This window comes from Kocuria sp. CNJ-770 (assembly GCF_001942375.1).
GTDB classification, from domain to species: Bacteria; Actinomycetota; Actinomycetes; order Actinomycetales; family Micrococcaceae; genus Kocuria; species Kocuria oceani.
Window position 1 is genome coordinate 39,802 of the sequence record NZ_MKJW01000082.1, and the last position, 19,550, is coordinate 59,351.

18 protein-coding genes are annotated in these 19,550 nt (G+C 74.2%); 10 read left to right on the forward strand and 8 right to left on the reverse strand.

Features of this window, described 5'->3' with window-relative positions; all coding sequences use genetic code 11:
• Nucleotides 1-97: 97 nt before the first annotated feature.
• From xylB to BJF77_RS06505, 8 genes are all read left to right on the forward strand, one after another.
• Complete coding sequence (gene xylB, locus BJF77_RS06470) at nt 98-1,492, forward strand: xylulokinase (protein ID WP_075871639.1); 1,395 nt, start codon at nt 98-100, stop codon at nt 1,490-1,492.
• Nucleotides 1,493-1,592: 100 nt separating this feature from the next.
• Nucleotides 1,593-2,357 (forward strand): LamB/YcsF family protein, encoded by a 765-nt coding sequence (locus tag BJF77_RS06475; RefSeq protein ID WP_075871640.1) that lies wholly within the window; start codon nt 1,593-1,595, stop codon nt 2,355-2,357.
• Nucleotides 2,354-3,973 carry a 5-oxoprolinase/urea amidolyase family protein gene (locus BJF77_RS06480; RefSeq protein ID WP_075871641.1) on the forward strand — a complete coding sequence of 540 codons (1,620 nt, stop codon included), beginning with the start codon at nt 2,354-2,356 and terminating at the stop codon, nt 3,971-3,973. Before BJF77_RS06475 ends, BJF77_RS06480 begins: the two co-directional genes overlap by 4 nt.
• Nucleotides 3,974-3,977: 4 nt before the next feature.
• A complete protein-coding gene (locus tag BJF77_RS06485; protein ID WP_075871642.1) occupies nt 3,978-5,705 on the forward strand; it encodes a biotin carboxylase N-terminal domain-containing protein in 1,728 nt (575 codons plus the stop codon).
• Between the two features lie 156 nt (nt 5,706-5,861).
• On the forward strand, nt 5,862-6,437 hold the full coding sequence (locus tag BJF77_RS06490) for a hemerythrin domain-containing protein (RefSeq protein ID WP_075871643.1): 576 nt from the start codon (nt 5,862-5,864) through the stop codon (nt 6,435-6,437).
• Nucleotides 6,438-6,545: 108 nt separating this feature from the next.
• The gene (locus tag BJF77_RS19930; RefSeq protein WP_075871644.1) at nt 6,546-6,800 is read left to right on the forward strand and encodes a hypothetical protein; all 255 of its coding nucleotides are present in this window, start codon (nt 6,546-6,548) and stop codon (nt 6,798-6,800) included.
• The gene (locus BJF77_RS20800) at nt 6,797-7,747 is read left to right on the forward strand and encodes a helix-turn-helix transcriptional regulator (RefSeq protein WP_075871645.1); all 951 of its coding nucleotides are present in this window, start codon (nt 6,797-6,799) and stop codon (nt 7,745-7,747) included. The genes BJF77_RS19930 and BJF77_RS20800 overlap by 4 nt, the downstream gene beginning before the upstream one ends.
• Nucleotides 7,748-7,822: 75 nt before the next feature.
• Nucleotides 7,823-8,518, forward strand: a complete 696-nt coding sequence (locus tag BJF77_RS06505; protein ID WP_075871646.1) for a GntR family transcriptional regulator — start codon at nt 7,823-7,825, stop codon at nt 8,516-8,518.
• A gap of 8 nt (nt 8,519-8,526) precedes the next feature.
• On the opposite strand, the gene BJF77_RS06510 is transcribed toward BJF77_RS06505, so the two are convergent.
• Together BJF77_RS06510 and BJF77_RS06515 are read right to left on the reverse strand one after the other, a co-directional pair.
• Entirely contained in the window at nt 8,527-9,330 is an 804-nt protein-coding gene (locus BJF77_RS06510) for a putative hydro-lyase (RefSeq protein WP_075871647.1), read from the reverse strand.
• Nucleotides 9,327-10,580, reverse strand: a complete 1,254-nt coding sequence (locus BJF77_RS06515) for an NRAMP family divalent metal transporter (protein ID WP_369821367.1) — start codon at nt 10,578-10,580, stop codon at nt 9,327-9,329. The genes BJF77_RS06510 and BJF77_RS06515 overlap by 4 nt, the downstream gene beginning before the upstream one ends.
• A gap of 408 nt (nt 10,581-10,988) precedes the next feature.
• Here BJF77_RS06515 and BJF77_RS06520 point away from each other — a divergent pair, with 408 nt between their 5' ends.
• A complete protein-coding gene (locus BJF77_RS06520) occupies nt 10,989-11,948 on the forward strand; it encodes a DNA-3-methyladenine glycosylase (RefSeq protein WP_222844974.1) in 960 nt (319 codons plus the stop codon).
• 87 nt (nt 11,949-12,035) lie between these two features.
• Here BJF77_RS06520 and BJF77_RS06525 read toward each other — a convergent pair whose 3' ends face one another.
• From BJF77_RS06525 to BJF77_RS06550, 6 genes are all read right to left on the reverse strand, one after another.
• Nucleotides 12,036-13,067 (reverse strand): ABC transporter ATP-binding protein, encoded by a 1,032-nt coding sequence (locus tag BJF77_RS06525; protein ID WP_075871648.1) that lies wholly within the window; start codon nt 13,065-13,067, stop codon nt 12,036-12,038.
• On the reverse strand, nt 13,060-14,118 hold the full coding sequence (locus BJF77_RS06530; RefSeq protein WP_075871649.1) for an ABC transporter ATP-binding protein: 1,059 nt from the start codon (nt 14,116-14,118) through the stop codon (nt 13,060-13,062). The genes BJF77_RS06525 and BJF77_RS06530 overlap by 8 nt, the downstream gene beginning before the upstream one ends.
• Nucleotides 14,115-15,092 (reverse strand): ABC transporter permease, encoded by a 978-nt coding sequence (locus BJF77_RS06535; RefSeq protein ID WP_082157613.1) that lies wholly within the window; start codon nt 15,090-15,092, stop codon nt 14,115-14,117. The genes BJF77_RS06530 and BJF77_RS06535 overlap by 4 nt, the downstream gene beginning before the upstream one ends.
• Complete coding sequence (locus tag BJF77_RS06540; RefSeq protein ID WP_047805271.1) at nt 15,085-16,008, reverse strand: ABC transporter permease; 924 nt, start codon at nt 16,006-16,008, stop codon at nt 15,085-15,087. The genes BJF77_RS06535 and BJF77_RS06540 overlap by 8 nt, the downstream gene beginning before the upstream one ends.
• Before the next feature lie 123 nt (nt 16,009-16,131).
• A complete protein-coding gene (locus BJF77_RS06545; RefSeq protein WP_075871650.1) occupies nt 16,132-17,766 on the reverse strand; it encodes an ABC transporter substrate-binding protein in 1,635 nt (544 codons plus the stop codon).
• 342 nt (nt 17,767-18,108) lie between these two features.
• A complete protein-coding gene (locus BJF77_RS06550; RefSeq protein ID WP_075871651.1) occupies nt 18,109-18,414 on the reverse strand; it encodes a hypothetical protein in 306 nt (101 codons plus the stop codon).
• A gap of 413 nt (nt 18,415-18,827) precedes the next feature.
• On the opposite strand from BJF77_RS06550, the gene BJF77_RS06555 reads away from it, so the two are divergent.
• Nucleotides 18,828-19,331 (forward strand): MarR family winged helix-turn-helix transcriptional regulator, encoded by a 504-nt coding sequence (locus BJF77_RS06555; RefSeq protein WP_075871652.1) that lies wholly within the window; start codon nt 18,828-18,830, stop codon nt 19,329-19,331.
• Nucleotides 19,332-19,550: the final 219 nt, after the last annotated feature.

Genomic DNA, 19,550 nt, shown 5'->3' on the forward strand with positions numbered 1-19,550 from the left:
CCGGCGCACGCCCCCCTGCGCCGGGCCGGCCCCTCCGGCGGCACCGCCGCCCCGTTCCCGCCCCTGTCCCGTTCCGCTCCCGTCCCGAAGGTTCCGCATGGCACGCACCACCGTCCTGGGCATCGACTCCTCGACCCAGTCCACCAAGGCCCTCCTGGTCGACGCCGCCACCGGGGAGGTCCTCGGCCGGCGCCGGGCGCCCCACCCCGACGGCACCGAGGTCGACCCGCGCGCCTGGCTCGCCGCCCTCGACGACGCCGCCGGGCCGTTCCTCGACGAGGCCGCCGCCGTGGCCGTCGGCGGCCAGCAGCACGGCATGGTCGCCCTCGACGAGCACGACGCCGTGGTGCGCGACGCCCTGCTGTGGAACGACACCCGCTCGGCGCCCCAGGCCCGCGAGCTCGTCGAGGAGATGGGCGGCCCGGCCGCGTGCGCCGAGGAGCTCGGCAGCGTGCTCGTGGCCTCCATGACCTCCACCAAGCTGCGCTGGATGGCCGAGCACGAGCCGGAGCACGCCGCCCGCACCCACCGGGTGCTGCTGCCCCACGACTACCTCTCCTGGCACCTGAACGCCGAGAAGACCTCCTTCTTCACCGACCGCGGCGACGCCTCGGGCACCGGCTACTTCTCCACCCGCACGGAGCAGTGGAGCCACGACCTCGCCCGCCGGGCCCTCGGCCGCGACGTGGCGCTGCCCGAGCTCGCCCCGCACCCCCGGGCCGTGCTGGGCCGCACGCCCGGCGGGGCGCAGCTCGCCGCCGGCACCGGCGACAACATGGCCGCCGCCCTCGGCGTCACGCTCGGACCCGGCGACGTCTCCCTCTCGGTCGGCACCTCCGGGGTCGCGGCGATGGTCTCCGAGACCCGCACCGCCGATCCGACCGGGCTGGTCACCGGCTTCGCCGACGCCACCGGCCGGTACCTGCCCATGGCCACGACGCTCAACGCCGCGCGGATCCTGGAGTTCGGGGCCCGGCTCCTCGGGGTCGACCACGCCGGGCTCTCCGCCCTGGCCCTGGCCGCACGCCCCGGGGCCGGCGGCACCACCCTGCTGCCCTACCTCGACGGCGAGCGCACCCCCAACCGCCCCGGGGCCCGGGCCACCCTGCACGGGATGTCCTCGGCCACCTCCCGCGAGGACGTCGCCCGGGCCTGCGTGGAGGGCCTGCTGTGCTCCCTGGCCGACGGCGTGGACGCCCTCGAGCGCGCCACCGGGGTCCCCGCGCGGCGGATCGTGCTGATCGGCGGCGGCGCGCAGTCCGAGGCCGTGCGCCGGCTGGCGCCCGCCGTGCTCGGCCGGCCCGTGCTCGTGCCCGCCCCGAGCGAGTACGTGGCCCTCGGCGCGGCGCGGCAGGCCGCCTGGGCGCTCTCCGGCGCCGACGAGCCCCCGGCCTGGGCGCTGCCCGGGGTGCAGGAGTTCACCGCGGACCCGACGCCCCAGGTCCTGGAGGCCTACCGGGTGCTGCGCGACCGGACCGGAGCCTGGTCCTAGGAGCGTCCCGCACCGGCTCGGAAGACACGTCCGCAAAAATTGTTGAACAATCCATCGGGAAGGCGCATGCTGGAGGGACCGACGTGACAAGGAGCACACCATGTCCCCCTCCGACATCGACCTCAACGCGGACTGCGGCGAGTCCCTCCACGCCTGGGCCATGGACGGCGACGAGGCCGTCCTGCACGTGGTCAGCAGCGCCAACGTGGCCTGCGGCTTCCACGCGGGGGACCCCACGGTCGCCCGCCGCACCTGCACCGTGGCCGCCGAGCACGGGGTCACCGTGGGCGCCCAGGTCTCCTACGACGACCTCAAGGGCTTCGGCCGCCGCTTCATCGCCGTGCCCCGCGCGGAGCTGACCGACCAGCTGGTGTACCAGATCGGCGCCCTGCAGGCCCTGGCCCGCGCCTCCGGCACCGAGGTCCGCTACGTCAAGCCGCACGGGGCCCTCTACAACGCGATCGTCCACCACGAGGAGCACGCGGGCGCCGTGGTGGACGCCGTGCGCGACGTCGACGCGGCCCTGCCCCTGCTGGTGCTGCCGGGCTCCGAGATCGAGCGCCGGGCGCGCGCGGCCGGGCTGCGCACCGTCCGCGAGGCCTTCGCCGACCGGGGCTACACCCCGCAGGCCACCCTGGTCCCGCGCTCCGAGCCCGGCGCCGTGCTGCACGACCCCGAGCAGATCGCCGCGCGCGTGGTCCGGATGGCCACCGAGCACGTGGTCGAGACGGTCGACGGCTCGGTCGTGGCGGTGGACGCGGAGAGCATCTGCGTGCACGGGGACACCCCGGGCGCCCTGGCCATCGCCGAGCGCGTGCGCCGCGCCCTCGAGGAGGCCGGCCTGCGCGTCGGCAGCTTCCTGTGAGCGCGCCCGCCGCGGAGCGCTCCGTCCGCCCGCTGGGACCGCAGGCCGCCGTCGTGGAGTGCGCGGACCTGCACGACGCCGTGGCCCTGCACGCCCGGCTCGCCGCCGCGGACCTCCCCGGCCTGGTGGACTGCGTCGCCGGGGCGCGGACCGTGGTCGTGCGCGCGAGCACCCCCGCCGCCCTGCGGGACGTCGTCCGCACCGCCCTGACGGCCCCGCGCGGGACCGCGGGGACGGGCGAGGCGCGGACCGTGACCATCGACGTCGTCTACGACGGCGAGGACCTGGAGGCGGTCGGGGAGCTCACCGGCCTGGGAGCGGCCGGGGTCGTGCGCGCCCACACCGGGCAGGAGTGGACCGCCGCCTTCGCGGGCTTCGCCCCCGGCTTCTTCTACTGCGCGGCCGAGGACGTGCCGGACGTCCCGCGCCGGGACACCCCGCGCACCGCGGTCCCGGCGGGGGCCGTGGCCCTGGCCGGCCGGTTCTCCGCGGTCTACCCCCGGCGCTCCCCGGGCGGCTGGCAGCTGATCGGCCGCACCGCGGCCCGGATGTTCGACCTGGACCGGGAGGACCCGGCCCTGCTCCGCCCCGGGGACCGCGTGCGGTACCGGCCCGTGCGCGAGCTCGTCGAGGTCGCCCCCCGCACGGCCGCACCGGCGCCGGTCCGCGGCGCCCACCTGGTCGTGGACCGGCCCGGCCTGCAGACCCTCGTCCAGGACGGCGGCCGCGCCGGCTCGGCGGCGCTGGGGGTCTCCCCCTCCGGCGCCCTCGACGCCGCCGCCGCGGCCACCGCCAACCGGCTCGTCGGCAACCCCGCGGGGGCGGCCCTGCTGGAGAACCTGCTCGGCCGCCTCGAGCTCACCGCCCACGGGGACCACGTCCTGGCGGTCACCGGCGCCGCGGCGCCCCTCGCCGTCGAGGGCCCCGCCCCCTGGCGTCCCGCGCCCGGCACACCGTTCGCGCTGCGGGACGGCGAGCGCCTGGCCGTGGGCGCCACCGTCTCGGGCGCCCGCGCCTACGTGGCGGTGCGCGGCGGCGTGGCGGTCCCGCCCGTGCTGGGCAGCCGCTCCACCGACACCCTCGCCGGACTGGGCCCGAACCCGCTGGGCCCCGGGGACGCCGTGCCCGTCGGCCCCGCCCCGGGCACGGCCGTCCGGCCCCCCGAGCCGCTGCCCGAACCGGCCGGCGTGCCGGTGGTGCGGGTGGTGCCGGGCCCCCGCGACGACTGGTTCCCCGCCTCGGCGGTGGAGTCGTTCTTCGCCCAGGACTGGGCGCTCGCCACCTCGTCCGACCGGGTGGGCGCCCGGCTCGACGGGCGGCCGCTCGACCGCGCCCGCACCGACGAGCTGCCCAGCGAGGGCACCGTGCCGGGCTGCGTCCAGGTCCCGCCCTCGGGCCTGCCCGTCGTCCTGCTGCAGGACGCGCCCACCACCGGCGGGTACCCCGTGATCGGGGTGGTGCACCCGCAGGACCTGGCCGTGCTGGCCCAGCTGCCCCCGGGCGCCCGGCTGCGCTTCCGCCGGATCCCGGCGCCGGAGCTCGTCCCGCCCGTTCCCGGGGGCGCCACCGGGCGCCCCGAGACCGACCGTCCCGCCACCGAGAACCCTCTGGAGTAGCACCGTGCGCAAGATCCTGATCGCCAACCGCGGGGAGATCGCCGTCCGCGTCGTCCACGCCTGCGCGGAGGCGGGGCTGACCTCGGTCGCCGTCTACGCGGACCCCGACGCCGACGCCCCGCACGTCCTGCTGGCCGACGAGGCCTACGCGCTCGAGGGCGTCTCGGCCACCGAGACCTACCTGGACGCGCGGGCCGTGCTCGCCGTCGCCGAGCGGTGCGGGGCCGACGCCGTGCACCCCGGCTACGGGTTCCTCTCCGAGAACGCCGACTTCGCCCGGGCGGTGCTCCAGGCCGGTCTCACCTGGATCGGCCCCTCGCCCGAGACGATCGTGCTGCTGGGGGACAAGGTCGCCGCCCGGGAGATCGCCCGGCGGGCCGGCGCCCCGCTCGTGCCCGGCAGCGACGGGCCGGTCGAGTCTCCCGCGGACGCCCGGGCCTTCGCCGAGGAGCACGGGCTGCCCGTGATCGTGAAGGCCGCCCACGGCGGCGGGGGCCGCGGCATGCGGGTGGTCCGCGAGCTGGCGCAGGTCGAGGACGCCTTCGTCTCGGCCGCCCGCGAGGCGCAGAGCGCGTTCGGGCGCGGCGAGTGCTTCGTGGAGCGGTTCCTGGACCGGCCGCGGCACGTCGAGGCGCAGGTCATGGCCGACGCCCACGGCAACGTCGTCGTGCTGGGGACCCGGGACTGCTCCCTGCAGCGCCGCCACCAGAAGCTCGTCGAGGAGGCCCCCGCGCCGTTCCTCACGGACGAGCAGCGGGAGCGCATCGCCGCCGCCGCCGAGGGCATCTTCCGGGAGGCCGGCTACGTGGGGGTGGGCACCGCCGAGTTCCTCGTGGCCCAGGACGGGCTGATCTCGTTCCTGGAGGTCAACACGCGCCTGCAGGTGGAGCACCCGATCACCGAGGAAGTCTACGGCGTGGACCTCGTGCGCGCCCAGCTGGCCGTCGCCGCCGGGGACCCCCTGCCGGTGCTCGAGACCCCGCCGGCGCGCGGGCACGCCCTGGAGTTCCGGATCAACGCCGAGGACCCGGGCCGCGGCTTCCTGCCCTCCGGCGGGACGGTCGAGGCCGTGGACACCCCCACGGGCCCGGGGGTCCGCGTGGACTCGGGGGTGCACCGCGGCACCCGGGTGGCCACCACCTTCGACTCGCTGCTGCTCAAGCTCGTGGTCAGCGCCCCCACCCGCGAGCAGGCCCTCGTGCGGGCCCGCACCGCGCTGCGGGAGCTGCAGGTGCACGGGGTGGCCACCACGATCCCCTTCCACCGCGCAGTGCTGGACGCCCCCGCCTTCGCCGGCGGCGACGGTCTCGGGGTGTGGACCACGTGGATCGAGGAGGAGTTCGCCGACCGGCTCACCCCGGACACCGGCTACGCCCGCGCGGGCGAGCAGGGACGCACCCGTCTCACCGTGGACGTGGACGGGCGGCGGATGCGCATCGGGATCCCCGACGCCCTCGCCGCCGCCCTGAGCTCCGCCCCCGCGGGGGACGGCGCCCCCGGCCCGGCCCCCGAGGCCGACGACGGCGCCGTCACCGCACCGTTCGCGGGGACGCTCGTCTCGTGGCTGGTCGCCGAGGGGGACACCGTGGAGGCCGGCCAGGACCTCGCCGTGCTCGAGGCCATGAAGACGGAGTCCCGGCTGACCGCCCCCCGCGCCGGGACCGTCCGCGAGCTCTCGGCCGGCCCCGGGGACGCCGTGGCCGCCGACCAGGTGCTCGCCCGCCTCGACTGAGCGCCGTCATCCGCGGGCGGACCTGGTCGGCCGGCGCCCGGGTGGCCTAGGGTCGGGAGCACCCAGCACGGCACCCCGCGGGAACGGCGCGGGGACGACCGGGGCCGGCCCGGGGCTGGGCGACCGGCCGCCCACGACTCGAAGGAGAGACGTCCCATGACCGAGACCCCCGCCGCAGGACAGAGCACGGATGTCGTCGACATCCTCACCGCCGACCACCGGGACATGCTCGAGCTGGTCGGGCAGATCAAGGACACGCCCGAGCCCGACCGGCGCCGGGAGCTGGCCGACACCGTGATCGCCGAGGTGATGCGCCACGCCGTCGCCGAGGAGATGTACGTCTACCCCGCCGTGGAGAAGCACGTGCCCAACGGCGCCGAGGAGGTGGAGCACGACAAGCGCGAGCACGACGAGATCGTGCAGGTGATGAAGAAGCTGGAGGACGCCGACGCCTCCGGGCCGGCGTTCCTGGATCTGGTCGGGGAGCTGGAGGCCCAGCTGCGCCACCACATCGACGACGAGGAGTCCGACCAGTTCCCCAAGCTGCGGGCCGGCATCCCCGCCGGCACGCTCGTGGAGCTCGGCGAGAAGGTGCAGACCGCGAAGAAGCTCGCACCGACCCGGCCGCACCCGCACGCACCGCACTCGGAGCTGTTCCACAAGACGATCGGACCGGGCGTGGGGATGGTCGACCGGCTCCGGGACAAGCTCTCGGGGCGGCACACGGGCTGATCCGGCGGGCGGGCACCGGTGCGGTGCCCGCCCGCACCCCCTGTCCCGGACAAATCCGGGTTCCTACACTGGGGGAGGACATGTCCGCCGAGCAGACGGGAACCGGCCATGGCGGTGCGGCGCACGAGGGTCGCCACGTGCGACCCGGGGCAGGCCGAGTCCGCGCTCCGCGAGTTCTTCCCCGACCTGTCCCTGCGCGGCCCCGCGGACCGGTCCGTCGAGCTGCGCCTCGACGCCGTGACGGCGCCCCTGATCATCTGCGGCCGCTCGGTGGTCACCGCGGCCGCGGTCTCCACCGTCGAATTCACCGTCGACACGACCGGGCAGCTGGCGGTCGGCTCCGCCCCGGGGGAGACCGCATGAGCCCGGTGTTCCACCGCGAGGCCACGGCGACCGAGCCGGATGCCGTGACCGCCCTCTTCCACGAGATCGGGGTGCGGTTCTCCTTCGACCCGACCGTCCCGGGCTTCTCGTACCGTCAGCGCCAGGACGGCGACGGGCAGCTCACCGTCGTCGGGCTGGACCTGGGCGGGCCGTTCTCCTCCTGGGGCGACACGGACGTCTTCGGGGTCGCCGACGTGCGCGCGGCGTCCCGCTACGACTGGCGCACGAGCCACGAGAGCGGCAGCGGACTGGGCCGGCCGGTGCTCTTCCGTCCCGGCCACCCCGCGCTGATCGTGGGCGGCGCGCTGGAGGTCACCAACGTCAACCTCGCCCCCGCGCTGCTGCAGTCGGTCGCGGAGACGGTCTACGGCACGGAGGGCCTGTCCGTGGCGTTCGCCTCCGCCGCGCCGGTGAGCCCTCGGCTGGGTCGGTACTGGACGGGCCTGGCCGGGCTCGCGCGGGACACCGTGGCCTCGGAGGCCTTCGCCGCGGAGCTGGTGCGGGAGAACCTGACCCGGCACCTGGCCGTGGCGATGCTCGAGTGCTTCCCGCTGCTGGGCGACCCGGTGGAGCGGACCCTGTCGACGACCGCCCAGGCCCGCCGGTACCGCATCGCGGTGCAGTTCCTCGACGACCACGCCTCGCTGCCGGTCAGCATCGACGACGCCGCCCGCGCCGCGGACACGACCACCCGCGCCCTGGTGCGGGCCTTCCGCGCGAACCACCCGCTGGGCCTGACGCCCACGCAGTACCTGCGGCGCACCCGGCTGGCGGCCGCCCACGCCGACCTGCTCCGCGCCGACCCGACCACCGGCGCCACCGTGCGGGAGATCGCCCTCCGCTGGGGCTTCGCCCACCCCGGCCGCTTCGCCGCGGCCTACCGCGCCGTCTACGGCGTTCCGCCGCGGCGCACGCTCGACAGCTGACGCCGGCAGGGACACGGTCCCGCCCCGCACCCACGGGGCGGCGGCCGCCGCCGGGGATGTCAGGATGGTGTCCTGATGAACACCGTGGAGAACGAGTTCCTGCTGACCGCCGTCGGCCTGGCCGGGCCCGCCCCGCAGGGCGGGGCCACCTCCTGGGCCGCCGGCGTCCTGCGCCAGGGCATCATGGCCGGCCGGCTCCCGCCGGGCACCCGGCTCTCCGAGGCCCGGGTCAGCGAGGTGCTCGGGATCTCCCGCAACACCCTGCGCGAGGTGTTCACGGTGCTGGGCAACGAGAACCTGCTGCAGCGGATCCCCAACCGCGGCGTCTCGGTGGCCCGGCCCGGCGCGGACGACGTGCGCGAGATCTACCGGGTGCGGCTCGCGCTGGAGACCTCGGCGCTGCGCTGGACGGCCCCCGGGCCGCAGCCCGGCCTGCACGCCGCCGTCACGGCGGGCCGCGCCGCGCACGGGCGGGGAGACGTCGGCGGCATGGCCGACGCGAACCAGCGCTTCCACCGCACCGTGGTGGAACTGGCCGGCTCGGTGCGGCAGAACGAGCTGATGTCCCGGATCCTGGCGGAGATGCGGCTCGTCTTCTTCTCCATGCGCCAGGACCCGTCCTTCCACGCCCCCTACATCGAGCGCAACGCCCGGATCCTGGAGCTCTTCGAGCAGGGCTCCCAGGAGGAGGCCTCCGTGCAGATGCACCGGTACCTGGAGGACTCCCGGCAGCAGCTGCTCACCGTCCTGGAGGGCCCCGGGGCGCCCTGACCGGCCCCTCAGGGCACCTGGTAGCGCCAGTTGGGCACGTCGGTGACCAGCATGTGGCCGGGAGCGTGCCCGATCGCGACCGGCACCCCGGACTCGAGCACCGCCGCCTGCGGCGTCACCCCGCAGGCCCAGAACACCGGCAGGTGACCCGCCGGGATTCGCACGGCGTCCCCGTAGTCGGGGGCCGAGAGGTCGCGGATCCCCAGCTCCCCCGGGGCGCCCACGTGCACGGGCGCCCCGTGCACGGCGGGGTAGCGGGAGGTGATGCGCACGGCGTCGGCCACCCGGTCCGCCGGGATCGGCCGCATGGAGACCACCAGCGGGCCGGAGAGCCGGCCGGCGGGCTCGCACGGGAGGTTCGTGCGGTACATCGGGACGTTGACGCCCTGGTCGATGTGGGCCATAGGGATCCCCGCCTCCTGCAGGGCGGCCTCGAAGGTGAAGCTGCAGCCGAGGGCGAAGGTCACGAGGTCGTCCTGCCACACGTCGAGGACGTCCTCCCGCGTGCCCGCCGCCTCGCCCTCCCGGTAGAGGCTGTAGAGCGGGAGGTCGGTGCGGACGTCCCCGTCCCCGAGCACGGGGCCGGTGACCTCACCGGCGTCGAGCACCGCGAGGACCGGGCAGGGCTTGGGGTTGCGCTGGGCGAAGAGCAGGAGCTCGAAGGCCCAGTCCCGGGGCACGACCACGAGGTTCGCCTGGGCGAAGCCGTCGCACCACCCGGCCGTCGGGGTGACCAGTCCGCCGCGGAACAGCTCGCGGGCACGCACGGGGAGCAGGGCGGAGCGCTGCGCGGGCCCGGCCGGGGCGCTCATGACCACAGCGCGGCGATGCCGCTGAGGGACTGGTATCCCAGGTAGATGGTGAGCAGCCAGATCACGGTGCCCAGCAGCGCCAGCCACTTCGGGTACGCGTAGCCGCCCAGCAGGTCCTGCCGGCGCCAGGCCACCCACAGCAGCACGGCGAAGCCCAGCGGGAGGATCAGCCCGTTGACCGCGCCGGCCACGATGAGCAGCGTGGACGGGGCCTGGCCCAGCAGCGCGAACACCGTGGCGGAGACGACGATGAACGCGATCGTCAGGAGGTTGCGGGTGCGCGGCCTCGTGCGGGTGGTCGTGAGGAAGGACACCGAGGTGTAGGCGGCGCCGATGACCGAGGAGATGGAGGCGGCCCACAGGATGATGCCGAACAGGCGCAGCCCCACCTCACCGGCCGCCGCCTGGAAGGCCTGGGCGGCCAGGTTCTCCCCCGTGAGCTGCGCGCCGCCGGCGACCACGCCCAGGATCGCCAGGAACAGCAGGAAGCGCATCACGCCGGTGAGCACGATGCTCACCACGGAGCTGCGGGAGATCTGCTTGACGCTGTCCACGCCGGTGATCCCGGCGTCCACGATCCGGTGGGCGCCCGCGTAGGTGATGTAGCCGCCCACCGTGCCGCCGATCAGGGTGGTGATGACCAGGAAGCTCACGTCCTCGGGCAGCACCACGTTGCGCAGGGCCTCCCCCACCGGGGGCCGGGAGACGAGCGCGACGTAGCCGGTCACGAGGATCATCACCACGCCGAGGACCACCACGATGCGGTCCAGGGCCACGCCGGCGCGCTTGCTGACGAACACGCCCACCGCGAACACGGCCGTGATGATGCCGCCCCAGGTGGCGTCCAGGCCGAGCATCGCGTTGAGGCCGAGGCCGCCGCCGGCGGTGTTGCCGATGTTGAACACGAGGCCTCCGGTCGCCACCAGCGCGGCGATGAGCCAGCCCAGGCCGGGGAGCACGCGGTTGCCCAGTTCGTGGGCCTTGAGCCCGGAGACGCCGATGATCCGCCACACGTTCAGCTGCACGGCGATGTCGACGACGATGGAGATGACGATGGCGAACGCGAAGGCGGCGCCGAGCTGGACGGTGAAGTTGGCGGTCTGCGTGATGAAGCCGGGCCCGATGGCGCTCGTGGCCATCAGGAACAGGGCGCCCAGCAGCGCGGAGCGGTTCACGGCCCGCATGGCCGCGGGGCCGGTGACGGGTCCGCGGCCCTCGGGCGCGGACGGGGCGGGGGCGGAGCTGGACATGCGTCCTCCTCGGGACGGGTGCGACCTGCGCCCGGACGCGGCGCCGACCACCCGGGATGTGGCCGCGGTCACTGTCCCGCCAGTGTAATGATTGTTGAACAATCTTGCCAGGGGTGGTCACGGGCCGACATCTGGACAGCCCGGCGCCCGGAGGACAGGGTGGCCTTCAGGGGCGCCCGCCCCGGGACGTCGGAAGGACCGCATGGAGCGCACCGGGAAGAACACCGGACAAGGCACCGGACAAGGCACCGGACAAGGCACCGGGAAAGGCACCGGGCAGAGCACGGGGACGGGCAGCGGGATCCGCCGTCGGACGGGCCCCGGGACAGGCCGGGCGACCGCTCCGGCCTGCGGCGCGGGCCGGGGCGCGGGCCGCGACCAGGCCGCAGTGCCGCGCGGACGCCGCCGGTGACCGGCCCGGACGGCGGCCCGGACGGCGGCCCCGGCGGGACCGTGGAGGTCCTGCTCCCGCCGCCCACGTCCGCGCGGTTCCTCCGCGACTTCCTGGCGTCCCAGGCCGTACCGGGCTGCGACGACCTCGCCGGAGGCGCCCACCGGCGGCCCGTCGTCGTGGACGGGGTGGCGCGCACCGTCACCGTGGGCTGGGACCGGCTCACGCCCGCCGGTCTGCCGGTGCGGGTGGGCCCCGGGGCGGAGGACGCCCTGGAACCGGTGCTGCGCCGGGTGCGCCGCTGGCTGGGCGACGGGACGGAGTCCCCCGCCGCGGACCGCGCCCTGGCGTCCGACGCCGCGCTGGCGCCCGCCGTGCGCGCCTGGCCGCTGATCCGGCTGCCCGGTTCCCCGGACGGCTTCGAGACCGCGGTCCTGACCGTGCTCGGGCAGCAGGTCTCCCTCGCCGCGGCGCGCACCTTCGCCGGACGCCTGCTCCGCCACTACGGCTCCCCCGCGGCGGACGGCCTCACCGCCTTCCCGTCGGCCCGGCGGATCGCCGCCGCGGACCCGTCCCGGCTGCGGGAGGAGGTGGGGGTCACGACCCGCCGGGCGGCGACGATCCACGCGCTCGCCGCGGCGGTCTGCGACGGCCTCGACCTGGAGCCCCCGGCCGCGGCGGGAGGAGCCGGCGCCGCGCGGGACGCCGCCCGGTGGCACCGGCACCTGCTCGCCCTGCCCGGCATCGGCCCGTGGACGGCGGGATCGGTCGCCCTGCGGGTCCTGGGCGAGCCCGACGTCTTCCTGCCGCAGGACCTCGTCCTGCGCCGCGCCCTCGGGGTGGCCGGGACCGCCGCCGCGGCGGAGAGGTCCGCCGGGTGGAGCCCCTGGCGCAGCTACGCCGTGATGCTGCTGTGGGCCCGCGCGGCGTTCCCGGACTCGGCCGCTCCGCCGCTCCCCGCCGCCGGGCCCGGATGAGTCCGGCGGCGCGGCGGCCCCGCAGGACGCACCACGGGCAGGGCCCCGGCCGCACATCGCGGCCGGGGCCCTGCCGTGGTGCGTCGGCTACGCCGTGCCCACCACCAGGTCGCGGGTCTCGGCGAAGTGGCAGGCCGAGGGGTGCCCCTGACCCCGGTCGACGAGCGGCGGCGCCTTCTCGGCACAGACGTCCTGGGCCTTCCAGCAGCGCGTGCGGAACCGGCAGCCGGACGGCGGGTTCGCCGGGCTGGGCAGGTCGCCGCTGAGCATGATCCGCTCCCGGGACCCGCGCAGGGCCGGCTCGTGGACCGGCACGGCCGACAGCAGCGCCTGCGTGTACGGGTGCGCGGCCTGCTCGTAGATCGCGTCCCGGTCCCCGGTCTCCACGACGCTGCCGAGGTACATCACCGCCACCCGGCTGCTGAGGTGGCGCACCACGGAGAGGTCGTGGGCGATGAACAGGAAGGACAGCCCGAACTCGTCCTGCAGGTCCTGCAGCAGGTTGATCACCTGGGCCTGCACGGACACGTCGAGGGCGGAGACGGGCTCGTCGCAGATGATGACCTCGGGGCGCAGGGCCAGTGCCCGGGCGATCCCGATGCGCTGGCGCTGCCCGCCGGAGAACTGGTGGGGATACCGGTTGGCGTAGTCGGCCCGCAGGCCCACCCGCTCCAGCAGCTCCCGGACCTGGGCGCCCCGGTCCTTCCGGGCCACGGAGTTGGGGTGCACCTCCCAGGCCTCGGCCACGATGTCGCCCACCGTCATGCGCGGGTTCAGCGAGGAGTACGGGTCCTGGAAGATGATCTGGACGTTGCGGCGGTAGTCCCGCAGCTCGCGGGCGGACATCGCGGTGATGTCCTGGCCCTTGTACAGGATCTGCCCGGCCGTCGGCCGCTCCAGGCCCATGACCAGCTTGGCCACCGTCGACTTCCCGGAGCCGGACTCGCCGACCAGCCCCAGGGTCTCTCCCGGGTGCAGCGTCATGCTCACGCCGTCGACGGCGCGCACCTGCCCCACGGTCTTGCGGAACACGATCCCCTGGGTGAGCGGGAAGTGCTTGGTGAGGTCGCGCAGCTCCAGCAGCGGGACGTCCGTCGTCGTGGGCTGTGACTCACTCATGCTCGAGCTCCTCGCTGTAGTGGCACGCGGCCGTGCGGCCGGGGACGACCTCGCGCAGGACCGGGACGTCCGCCGCGCAGTCCTTGCCCGGCGCCGCCGCCCGCCCGAACCGGGCCAGGGGGCACCGCGGGTGGAAGGCGCAGCCGCTGGGCACGGCGGAGAGGTCGGGCGGGGTCCCGGTCACCGGGTGCAGCTGGTCGCCGTGGGACTCGAGGCTGGGCATGGACGCCATCAGCCCCTTGGTGTAGGGGTGCAGCGGCTCGGCCAGGACCTCGTCCACCGTGCCGTTCTCCACGATGCTCCCGGCGTACATCACGGCCACCCGGTCGGCGACCTCGTTGACCACGCCGAGGTCGTGGGTGATCAGGATCATCCCCATCCCGGTCTCGCGCTGCAGCTCGCTGAGCAGGTCCATGATCTGGGCCTGCACGGTCACGTCGAGCGCCGTGGTCGGCTCGTCCGCGATCAGGATGTCCGGGTCCAGGGCGATCGCCATGGCGATCATGACCCGCTGGCGCATGCCCCCGGAGAACTGGTGCGGATAGGCGTCCACGCGCTCGCGGGCCGCGGGGATGCCCACGCGCTCCATGAGCTCGATGGCCTTCTCGCGCGCCTCGCCGCGGGACGCCTTGCGGTGCGCGCGGAACAGCTCGCCGATCTGGTGCCCCACCGTGAAGACGGGATTGAGGGCGGACAGCGCGTCCTGGAAGACCATGGCGATCCCCGGGCCGCGCACCGCACGCTGCTCCCTGCGGCTCATCGCCAGGAGGTCGTCGCCGCGGAAGCGGATCTCCCCGCTGGTGATCCGGGCGGGCGGGATGTCGAGGATGCCCATCACGGCCTGGGCGCTGACGCTCTTGCCCGAGCCGGACTCGCCCACGACGGCGAGGGTCTCCCCGGCGCGGACGGAGTAGCTGATGCCGTTGACGGCGTTGACGGTGCGGCGGCGGGAGCGGAACTCCACCGCGAGGTCGTCGACCTCGAGGACGGGCGGCTCCGCGGACGCGGAGACCGCCGGGGACGGGGCGGATGCTGGGTGGGAGGGTGTCATCGGCGCAGTTTCGGGTCGAGGGCGTCGCGCAGCGCATCCCCCATGAGGATGAACGCGAGCACGGTCAGGGACAGGAAGAGCGACGGGAACAGGATCAGGTGCGGGGCGTCCCGGAGCCTGTTCTGCGCCGCGTTGATCTGCAGGCCCCAGGAGATCTCGGGCAGCTGCAGACCGACGCCCAGGAAGGTCAGCGTCGCCTCGGAGGCGATGATCGTTCCCACGGCGATCGTGGAGTACACGAGCACGGGCGCCATCGCGTTGGGCAGGATGTGCTTGGTGATGATCCGCCCGGTGCCCGCGCCCAGCGCCCGCGCCGCCTGGACGTAGTCGGCCTCCTTGACGCCGATCACGTTGGAGCGGACGAGGCGCATCGCCGTCATCCAGCCGAACGCGATGAGGGCGAGCGAGACCTCCAGGATCCCGCGCTCGGGCAGCACGGACAGCAGGATGATGGCGCCCAGGATGAGCGGCAGTCCGTAGAAGATGTCCGTGACCCGGGCCAGCACCGAGTCGATCCAGCCGCCGTAGTAGCCGGCCAGCGCTCCCACCACCACGCCGATCACCAGGGTGCCGAACACGGCCAGGAAGCCGATGGACAGGGAGACCCGGGCGCCGTGGACCACGTTGGCGTAGTAGTCGCAGCCCTGCACGTCGTAGCCGAACGGCGCGCCCGCCTGCGGCGCGCCCCCGGAGCGGGAGAGGCTGCACTCCCGCGGGTCCACGGAGGTGAAGAGCTGCGGGGCCACCGCCATCAGCGCGAAGGCGAGGAACAGCAGCGCCCCCACGATGAAGAACGGATTGCGGCGCAGCTGCCGCCAGGCGTCCCGCCACAGGCCGGCCTGCTCGATGTCGCCGCCGGCGGCCGCGGAGGCGAGCTCCTCGGCGCGGTCGTCGACACGGTCCGAGAAGGACTCCCGGTGCGTGCCCTCCTCGTGCGTGGGCTCCTCGAGTGTTTCCGTGCGGGGCTCATTCATAGCGGATCCTCGGGTCGAGGGCGGCGTAGAGGACGTCGACCACCAGGTTGAAGAAGATGTAGAAGAACACGAACAGGGTCACGATCCCGACGACGACGGCGCCCTCCTGCCGCAGCACCGCGTCGTAGACCGCCCGGCCCAGACCGGGGATGTTGAACACCGACTCGGTGACGATGGCCCCGCCCAGCAGCGCGCCGAGGTCGGCGCCGATGAAGGTGACCACCGGGATGAGACTGTTGCGCAGCGCGTGCTTGCCGACCACGGTGGTCTCGCTCAGGCCCTTGGCCCGGGCGGTGCGCACGTAGTCGCTCTGCAGGTTCTCCGCGAGACTCGTGCGGGTCAGCCGTGCCACGTAGGCCAGGGACAGGGCCGCGAGCACCAGCCCGGGGAGGATGTAGCTGAACCAGCCGTCCGTGAGGCCGGCGATCGGGAACCAGCCGAGCCGCACGCCGAAGACGTACTGGGCCAGGAAGCCGAGGACGAACACCGGGATGGACACGACGACCGTGGTCGAGACGAGCACCAGGTTGTCGAAGAACGAGCCGCGGCGCAGGCCCGCCAGGACGCCGGCGAGGATGCCGATGAGGATCTCGAAGCCGACGGCCACGAGGGCCAGCCGGATCGTCACGGGCAGCCGGTCGAGGATGGTGGTCAGGACGGGCCGGCCCGAGAAGTCGGTGCCGAAGTCCCCCTGCACCAGGCCGGCCAGGTATTTCACGTATTGGATCAGCAGAGGGTCGTCGAGGTTGTACTCGGCGCGCAGCTGCGCCTGCACCGCTGCCGAGAGCGGGCGGTCCCCGCCCAGCGCTCGGATGGGATCGCCCGGCAGCGCGTAGACCATGGCGAAGATGAGCAGGGATGCGCCCAGCAGCACCGGGATGGTCAGCAGCAGACGACGGAGGACGTACCGCCCCATGGGTCTCCTTGGTTGTGTGCGGAGGGGTGCGCGAATGGTGTCGCGCGGGTGGTGCGCGAGGGTGTCGCGCGAACGGAACGGGCTCGGGACGCCCCGGAGGGGGCGCCCCGAGCCCGGGACGGATCACTCGGAGCCGACGACCACGTCCTCGACCTCGACGCGCTGGAAGGCGTTCACGGAGACGTCGCTGACGTTCTCCGAGTGCGCGTACTGGGTGACGCGGTAGAACAGCGGGGTCGCGGGCATGTCCGCGATCAGCATGTCCTCGGCCTTCTGGTACTCCTGGACCGCCTCGTCGATCGAGGCGGCGCTGTTGCCGGCGCGCACCTGGGCGTCGAACTCCTCGTTGCTGTAGAAGGTGGAGTTCGACCCGGCCGGCGGCAGCGCGGCGGTGGTGTACAGCGGCCCGAGGAAGTTCTCCATGACCGGGTAGTCCATCACCCAGCCGGAGCGGAACGGGCCGGTCATGCCCTTCTCGTCCTGCAGCGGCAGGTACTCGGCGAACTGGAGGTCGCCGCGCAGCTGGTACTCGACGTCCAGGTTCTCACGGAGCTGGTTGCCGATCGCCTGCATCCACTCCTCGTGGCCGGCGCCGGCGTTGAACCACAGATCCACGGGCTCGGAGCGGTCGAAGCCGGCCTCGTCGAGGATCCGGTTGGCCTCCTCCACGTTCAGCTCGCACGCCTCGCAGGCGTCCTCGCGGTAGCCGTCCACCACCGGGGAGACGAACGAGGCGGCCGGGGTGCGGGTGCCCTGGAAGATGGACTCGGTGATGGCCTCCCGGTCGATCGCCATCGAGAAGGCCTTGCGGACCTCCGGGTCGGCGAAGCGCTCGTCGTAGGTCGGGAAGCCCAGCGAGGTGATGTCGCCCTGGGGCTGGGTCTTGAGCCGCTCACCGAACTGGTCCTCCGCGGAGGCGATGGCGTCCGGCGGCAGCTCGTCCATGACGTCGAGGGAGCCGGCCTGCAGGTCGTTGTAGGCGGTGTTGATCTCGGTGTACACGCGGAACTCCACGCCCTCGGCCTTGGCCGGCTCCTCGCCGCCGAACTCGTCGAAGCGGGTCAGGGTGATGCCCACGCCGTCCTGGAAGGCCTCGTCCGCCTTGAACGGGCCGTTGCCGATCGGCTGCTCGCCGAAGCCCTCGGGGTTGTCGAAGAAGGCCTGGGGCATCGGGAAGAACGCGGTGTAGCCGACCGTGGTGGGCCACTGGGCGTAGGGGTCGGTGAGGGTGACCTCGAAGGTCTGGTCGTCGATCACGCGCAGGCCGGACATCTCGGTGGCGGCGGGCTTCTTGCCCTCCTCCGCCTGCAGGTCCTCGTAGCCCTCGACGTTGGCGAAGAAGTAGGAGTTGCCCTGGGCGTTCTCGCTGTTGGCCACGTAGTTCCAGGTGTCCACGTAGCTTTGCGCGGTGACCGGGGTGCCGTCGTGGAAGGTCCAGCCGTCCTTGAGGTTGACGGTCCAGGTCTTCTGGTCCTCGGACTCGATGGACTCGGCGACCCCGGTGTAGGCGGCCTCGTTGGTCTCCCGGTCGTACTCCACGAGCCCGGTCCAGAGCGCGTCGACGATCTGGCCGCCCTCGGTCTCGTTGGTGTTGCCCGGGACCAGCGGGTTCTCGGGCTCCCCGATGTACACGCTGAAGGTGCCGCCGCCCTCTTCGGCGGCGGCGTCTCCCGACCCGCCGTCTCCCCCACCGCACGCGGTGAGCAGCAACGATCCGGTCAGCACCACTGATGCGCCCGCGATCCGCTTCGTTCTCATCGTTTCCTCCATGGGTCGATACGGGCCCGCCGGGAGTGCTGGGTTCGCACTCCAGGGAGACGGGGCCGCGCCGGGGCGAGCACTGGGCTCGCTCGTCGGGGAGCGCAGGGCTCCCGGGCCCGACGTGACGGAGATCACCATCCGTCGTGCCCATGAAGAAATCTATGGCGTCCTGCCCTCCGATCAGCGCTGACACGCCCGAAGAAACAGGAACTCGCGGTATCGGTTACTCACCTGTAACAAAAGGCCGGCCACCCGCCACCGGCCGTCGGTGAAGGCGGCCGGCGAGGACTGTGGGTGAAGGCGGTCGGTGACGTCAGCCGGTGACGTCAGCCGGTGACGTCAGCCGGCGGTCGGCAGGGCGGCCGGCTGGGCGACGGTCGGCGCCGCCGGGTCCGCGGCGTCCAGCACGGCGGCCAGCTCGTGCGCCCCCAGCGCCGACGCCTCGGCGAGGACCGCGACCGGGACCCCGGCCCGGGACGCCGCGCGGATCTGGGCGTGCAGCACGCTCGTCGCCTGGTCCAGGGCCCACCGTGCCGTCTCCAGGGTGCCGTCGACCGGCGCGACGTCGAACCCGACACCGATCTCGTCGTCGGAGCCCGCAGCCTCGTCCAGCGCCCGGTCGAGTGCCCACTCGGCGGTCTCCACCTCGCCGGCGCCGTGAAGACGCTCTGCACGAGCTCTTCGTGGCAACAGGGGGGTTGGCCGGCGGCGGCCGGGGCCTCCGGGGACAGCGGGAGGAGGGGGGTGGGGTCGAGGTCCGTCGACCGGGCCGCCGACTGCGGGGACACTGACTTGCTCATCATCGAACCTTCCTCGAGTCCTGCTGCTGCCACCCCGACGGGGGCGCGGGCGGAGCCGGCTCCCCCCGGCGCAAGGTCCATGCAATCCGAAAGATACTAGAAAGTCTAGCTATCAGCACGATGGTTGTTACGATCGGGGAGCGGGCACCGGGCGACCACCGCCCGGGGGCCCGGGAACCGTCCCGGCCGTGCGACCGGGAGGCCGACTCCATTCCACCATCCGTGCGCCCCGCTCTTCCAGGAGGTGCGGTGAACAATATGCCAACACCCACCACGTCATCGGGATACTGGTACGGCGACGACGACGCCTCGCGCGCGGCCGTGGAGGTGCTGGAGGCCCTGCGTGCGTACCGCGCCGCCGAGAACGGGATGCGCCGGCGGGCCCGCAGCGAGATGGGCATGGGCGAGACCGATCTGCTCGCCCTCCGCCACCTCCTGGAGGCCGCCCGCGCCGGCCGGACGGTGAGCCCCCGGGACCTGGCGGCCCGGCTGGGCATCTCCTCGGCCTCGACCACCACGCTGCTGGACCGGCTGACGAAGAGCGGGCACGTCCGCCGCGAACCGCACCCCACCGACCGGCGGGCCCTGATCGTCACGGCCACCGAAGGGGCCGACCGCGAGGTGCGCGCCACCCTCACCGCCGTGCACGAGCGCATGATCGCCGCCGCCCGGACCCTCACCCCCGAGCAGGCCGAGGTCGTGGTGAGCTTCCTGCATCGCATGCGGGACGCCGTGGACGGCGGCGGACCGTCCGGCGGCTGACCGTCCCGACCCGGAAAAGTCCAGTGTGACCTGGGACAACACCATCCCCTCTGAGGTGGACAGGGCGTGTTGCGGCTCCTAGGGTACGAAGGGGCCCGAGGGGGATTCGGGACCACCGGCGGACCGGACCTCCCCGTCCGGCGCACCGATCGCCGGGCCGGTCCCGCACCCCCGGAGCCGGCCGGAGAACCGCGCACGACCCACCGGATCCCCGCAGTC

Coding starts and splice junctions, on each gene's coding strand:
- BJF77_RS06545 (WP_075871650.1), bottom strand. CDS start 17,766: ATGAGAACGAAGCGGATCGCGGGCGCATCAGTGGTGCTGACCGGATCG.
- BJF77_RS06515 (WP_369821367.1), bottom strand. CDS start 10,580: ATGTCCAGCTCCGCCCCCGCCCCGTCCGCGCCCGAGGGCCGCGGACCC.
- BJF77_RS06505 (WP_075871646.1), top strand. CDS start 7,823: ATGAACACCGTGGAGAACGAGTTCCTGCTGACCGCCGTCGGCCTGGCC.
- BJF77_RS06475 (WP_075871640.1), top strand. CDS start 1,593: ATGTCCCCCTCCGACATCGACCTCAACGCGGACTGCGGCGAGTCCCTC.
- BJF77_RS06490 (WP_075871643.1), top strand. CDS start 5,862: ATGACCGAGACCCCCGCCGCAGGACAGAGCACGGATGTCGTCGACATC.
- BJF77_RS06510 (WP_075871647.1), bottom strand. CDS start 9,330: ATGAGCGCCCCGGCCGGGCCCGCGCAGCGCTCCGCCCTGCTCCCCGTG.
- BJF77_RS06525 (WP_075871648.1), bottom strand. CDS start 13,067: ATGAGTGAGTCACAGCCCACGACGACGGACGTCCCGCTGCTGGAGCTG.
- BJF77_RS06555 (WP_075871652.1), top strand. CDS start 18,828: ATGCCAACACCCACCACGTCATCGGGATACTGGTACGGCGACGACGAC.
- BJF77_RS06535 (WP_082157613.1), bottom strand. CDS start 15,092: ATGAATGAGCCCCGCACGGAAACACTCGAGGAGCCCACGCACGAGGAG.
- BJF77_RS06540 (WP_047805271.1), bottom strand. CDS start 16,008: ATGGGGCGGTACGTCCTCCGTCGTCTGCTGCTGACCATCCCGGTGCTG.
- BJF77_RS06530 (WP_075871649.1), bottom strand. CDS start 14,118: ATGACACCCTCCCACCCAGCATCCGCCCCGTCCCCGGCGGTCTCCGCG.
- BJF77_RS20800 (WP_075871645.1), top strand. CDS start 6,797: ATGAGCCCGGTGTTCCACCGCGAGGCCACGGCGACCGAGCCGGATGCC.
- xylB (WP_075871639.1), top strand. CDS start 98: ATGGCACGCACCACCGTCCTGGGCATCGACTCCTCGACCCAGTCCACC.
- BJF77_RS19930 (WP_075871644.1), top strand. CDS start 6,546: ATGGCGGTGCGGCGCACGAGGGTCGCCACGTGCGACCCGGGGCAGGCC.